Here is a 3885-nt window from a genome sequence, read left to right on the forward strand (position 1 = left end):
CCGCAATTCTGCGACCTGTTCTGAAGAGAGATTCACGCAGTGTCCAACGAGTCAAAGACCTTCAGGTGACATGAACCGGATCACAAGACACTAGCTCCCGGCCGGCCCCGCCGGAAGCGCCGGACACCGCCAGAGTCGAGCGGTTAATCGGTCCCGTAGACGGCGGGGCACGGGGGCTGACTTTCGCCATCGAGCCAGTGTGGGTGATCGAGTTTCAGGTCACCTTGGTCTTTCACGCGCTCTTCCCGCAGCCGGCGGCCCCCGCCGCCAACGCGGCGACCGCCGCCGCGAGTACGCGTCCTTGCCGTAATGCCACGACCCTGCCCAACCCCATTGTGTGCACCGCATGTTAAGGGCGGGGCTCCGGGACCGGTCCCGGAGTGGGCTGCCCCTACACCACCTCCCGCAGCACCTCGTCCACCGCCGTAGCCGTCACCCCGAGGACCTTCTCCGTCTCCGCATAGTCGACGGCGAACGGGTGGCCGGGCTTCACGAGCACCTCGTGCATTTCCGACCAGAAAGGCTCCGTCAGCGCGAGCAGAGAAATCTCCCGTTCGGTCATCTCCGCCATCCGCGGCTCCGGGGCGCCGGCAAGGGCCGCCAGCCGCGTGGCCAGTTCCCGTACGGACAGCGTCGAGGTGGGCGCGTGCCAGGCGCGCCCGTACGCCCCCTCGTCGCGGCTCGCCGCGACCAGCGTGCGTGCGGTGTCGCCGATCGCCGAGTAGCTGTGCGGCACGTCGAGCGGCTGCGGCACCAGGACCGGCCTGCCCGCCAGGACCTGTCCCTGCACCCAGAGGCTGAACACCGAGAAGGCGCCGGCGCCGTAGAACTGGGCGGCCCGCACCTCCGTGACCTTCACCCCCGAGGCGGCGGCCTCCTCCCAGACCCGCGCCCGGGCACGGCCCTTCGGGCCGGTCGCGGCGAGCGGGAAGTCCGGGGCGATCGGTTCGGCCACCGGGCCGTAGGCGTAAAGATTGCCGAGCATGACGTACGCCACGCCCGTCCGCTTCACCGCACTGAGGAGAGACGCCGACAGGATCGGGAACTGCTCGGGCCAGAGGTGGTACGCCGGGGCGGCGGTGTTGAAGAGCGTGTCCGCGCCCTCCGTCAGTTCGGTGAGCCGGTCGGTGTCGGTCGCGTCGGCGGCGATCCGCTCGACGAGCGGGTGGTCGGGACCGCCGCCGGTCCGGCTGATCATCCGTACCCGCTCGCCGTCCTCGGCCAGCAGCAGCGCGGTCTTCGACGCGGTCGCTCCGCGTCCCACGATCACATGAGAAGTCATGCAGACGACGGTGCCGCGGCGCGGCCGCGTACGATAGTGGCCCGAATGCCAGGTGTCCGGAGGTTCAGGCCACATGCATCGCATCGCCGCGGTCACGGTGCCGCCCGTGCTGAGTTTCGACGTCTCGATCCCGCTCATGGTGTTCGGCAGCGTCCCGCAGTACGACGTGCGCGTGTGCGCGGCACGCCCCGGGCCGATGGAGACCGTCGGCGGGCCCGACATCGTCGTGCCGTACGGGCTGGAGGCGCTGGCGGACGCCGATACGGTGCTGGCCGTCGGCAGCGGCGGCGCGCAGGCTCCCGCGGAGGTGCTGGAGGCGCTGCGGAACGCGGCGGCCCGCGGCGTGCGGATCGCGTCGCTGTGCACGGGCGCGTTCGTCCTGGCCCAGGCCGGCCTGCTCGACGGGCGCCGCGCGACCACCCACTGGGGGCTGGCCGACGAGCTGGCGACCCGCTTCCCGGCCGTCGACGTGCAGCCCGACCTGCTCTTCGTCGAGGACGGCGGTATCTACTCCTCGGCGGGCGCCGCCGCCGCGATCGATCTCTGCCTGCATCTGGTCGGAGTCGACTACGGCGCATCTGTCGCGAACACGGTCGCGCGGCTCGCGGTCGTCCCGCCCGTACGGCCCGGCGGTCAGTCGCAGTTCATCGAGACCCCGCTGCCGCCGGAACGCGGCACGTCGCTCGCCCCCACGCGCGCGTGGGCACTCGCGCGCCTCGATGTCCCGCTCACGCTCACGGACCTGGCGCGGCACGCGGGTACGAGCGTCCGCACCCTGACCCGCCGCTTCCGCGCGGAGACGGGGCTGAGCCCGCTGCAGTGGCTGCTGCAACGGCGTATCCACCGAGCGCGGGAGCTGCTGGAGACCACCGGCCTGCCGATGGACCAGGTGGCCGCGAAGAGCGGCCTGGGCAGCGCGGACTCGCTGCGCAAGCACATGACGACCCAGGTCGGCCTCACGCCCACGGCGTACCGCGCGAGCTTCAACCGGACCCGCGCGGACGCCCGCTGAGGACACCCGCCGGCGACGGGGCACTCACCAGCGCACCGCACCGCCGCCGTCCCCCGCGGCCCGCCCGCGGGGTCCGGCCTCCGACAGCGCCCGGCGGCACAGCCGGTCCGCGGCCCTCGTCGTCTCGGGCAGCCGAAACCGCCTCGCCAGCCTGAGCGTGACCGCGCAGGCGTCGTCCACCCCGATCAGATGGCCGGCGGACACGTACACCGGCTTCACCCCCGTCTGCGTACGAAGAGCGCGGCCGACCGCCTCCGCACCATCCAGTAGAGGGCTCGACGCGCCCCGCTCGGCTCCCGGCACGTCACACCGGAAGTACAGCGGATTCTTCGCCACACCGAACGACGGCACCCCCGTCAGCACCCCCAGGTGACTCGCCAGACCGACGCGACGGGGATGAGCGATGCCGTAGCCGTCACACACGAACACGTCCGGCGGATCAGTCAGCTCGCGCAGCGCCGCGGCGACCGCGGGAATCTCCCGGAAGGCCAACAGGCCGGAGACGTACGGGAACTCGATCCGCGAAACGGCGGTCACCGAGCCGACAACGACCAGTCTCGCCACATCCAGCACGACAACCGCCGCGGCGCACAGCCCCGCCTCGTCGTCGTACGCCACGTCAACCCCGGCCGCGGTCCGCCACTGCGCCACGTCGTGGACCGACTCCACCCGCACGAGCCCCCGCAACCGCTCCTGCTCGGCCACCGCCTCCTCAGCACCCCGAGGACGGCAAAGCTCACCAGCCAGCTCCACCCGCCCCCCTTTCCGCCGTGCCCGAGGACCGCCCCGACGTCGTCCATCCGCACCGGCAGCGCTCGTCACGCACAGGCTCTCACGGCCGGGCGGCCGACCGTCCGTCGAAGTAGGCGATGACTTCTCCGTCCTTCATGCCGGCCGACTGTCCAGCTCATCGAATTCCAGACTCCGCAGAACCTCTACCGCATGACGCGCATACAATTCCCAATGCGCACGGGATGGGGTCAGCAGCGTGACAACAGTCACTGCTTCTTGCCCGCCAGCAACCTCGCGCGGCACAGGGATGAACGCCTGCAACTGCTGCAGAATGATGGATACGTCCTCCCCCTGAGGTAGATCACTCCCCGGGATAACGTACGGGAATTCGCTGGTAAACACAGCAGCCTTCCCACACGGCAGGTCGAACGGCTTCCCCATCACCTGTGAACCACGCCCACGGTGCCCGAAGGCGGACACCATTCCAGCCACCGCAATGCCGGTGGCGCCATGGCTCACGGGCTGAGCGGCCACAGTGAGCGAGCCCAAGCTCAACTGCCCTTCGTGCTCATGCAGATAAAACCCCGCATATACGGTTCCAGCGAACCGGAGACCCTGCGACAGGTTGTGCAGGTTGGCCACCGCTTGGGCCACCGCCTGCTCATTCAAGGTGCCTTCCCGGCCCGCCACGTGGGCATGCCGAAGCACCATCTCGCGGGCCTCCTGCAGCGTCATCCCCACCGGAAGCGCCAGGTACCCTGCCGGCCAATGCCACTCAGTTAGGCCACAGCGAGGATTTTGATATGCGGCTTGTCTTCGTGGCGAGTTGTGGTCTCGGTGCGGCGTTTCGCTCTGTAGG

4 protein-coding genes are annotated in these 3885 nt (G+C 70.2%); 1 reads left to right on the forward strand and 3 read right to left on the reverse strand.

Annotated elements, in window-relative coordinates; genetic code table 11:
- Nucleotides 1-391 precede the first annotated feature (391 nt).
- Nucleotides 392-1282 (reverse strand): NAD-dependent epimerase/dehydratase family protein, encoded by an 891-nt coding sequence (locus B124_RS36870; protein ID WP_496507383.1) that lies wholly within the window; start codon nucleotides 1280-1282, stop codon nucleotides 392-394.
- Between the two features lie 73 nt (nucleotides 1283-1355).
- Between B124_RS36870 and B124_RS36875 the strand changes: the two genes are divergently transcribed.
- Nucleotides 1356-2294: a GlxA family transcriptional regulator gene (locus B124_RS36875; protein WP_496507384.1), complete on the forward strand. Its 939-nt coding sequence runs from the start codon at nucleotides 1356-1358 to the stop codon at nucleotides 2292-2294.
- Between the two features lie 24 nt (nucleotides 2295-2318).
- On the opposite strand, the gene B124_RS36880 is transcribed toward B124_RS36875, so the two are convergent.
- Together B124_RS36880 and B124_RS36885 are read right to left on the reverse strand one after the other, a co-directional pair.
- On the reverse strand, nucleotides 2319-3047 hold the full coding sequence (locus B124_RS36880; protein ID WP_496507385.1) for an endonuclease V: 729 nt from the start codon (nucleotides 3045-3047) through the stop codon (nucleotides 2319-2321).
- A gap of 132 nt (nucleotides 3048-3179) precedes the next feature.
- Nucleotides 3180-3761: a hypothetical protein gene (locus tag B124_RS36885; RefSeq protein WP_496507386.1), complete on the reverse strand. Its 582-nt coding sequence runs from the start codon at nucleotides 3759-3761 to the stop codon at nucleotides 3180-3182.
- Between the last annotated feature and the right edge of the window lie 124 nt (nucleotides 3762-3885).

The sequence above is a fragment of the Streptomyces sp. CNP082 genome (assembly GCF_059570535.1).